This is a genomic window from Priestia sp. BR_2, from assembly GCF_041954005.1.
GTDB lineage: Bacteria > Bacillota > Bacilli > Paenibacillales > Paenibacillaceae > Paenibacillus_AQ > Paenibacillus_AQ lautus_A.
The window spans coordinates 1-505 of sequence record NZ_JAVFHM010000034.1 but is presented as its reverse complement, the minus strand read 5'-3'; the positions used below and the strand labels follow the sequence as shown (position 1 = coordinate 505).

1 protein-coding gene is annotated in these 505 nt (G+C 32.1%); it reads right to left on the bottom strand.

Annotation, left to right across the window (positions count from 1 at the left end; genetic code table 11):
* The coding region (locus RB298_RS00395; RefSeq protein WP_486045194.1) for a CBO0543 family protein at positions 1-505 on the bottom strand (505 nt) is incomplete at both ends.

Sequence of the window (505 nt, the reverse complement as noted above, 5' to 3'; positions counted from 1 at the left end):
GTTTTAAGATCTTGAGGTTTATATAAAGAGGCTAGTTTTAGTATTAAAGCTCGAGTTACAATTCCAAGAATGATGTAATATATGAATGAATATCTGTATCTCCACTCTAAATAATTAACAAATTTGACCCACTCGCAAAAGGGTTCACCTATATATGCATATGTTAGCGCCATAATGATCTGGGCTAAAATAAAAGATTTCCATGTTCTAAAATATTGATATAACAACATGTAAGCTACAGGTACTATTGAAAAATCAAAAGGAAAGGCCCGAGGAATAATAGGTAGGAGTGCAATGGGATACTCCCAAAAACTATATTGCACACCAACTACATCTAATAAGGTTGTTGTCAAGATAATTACGGTACCAAATAACAAAATTTCTAAAATAATGTCTCGTTTAACAAGTCTAGCCCATATAACCCAAGGCACAACTAAAAAAACGACTAGTATCCACCATTCCCAAGTTAAAAATTCATTTTTTAGCCAACCATTTAATTCTAAAT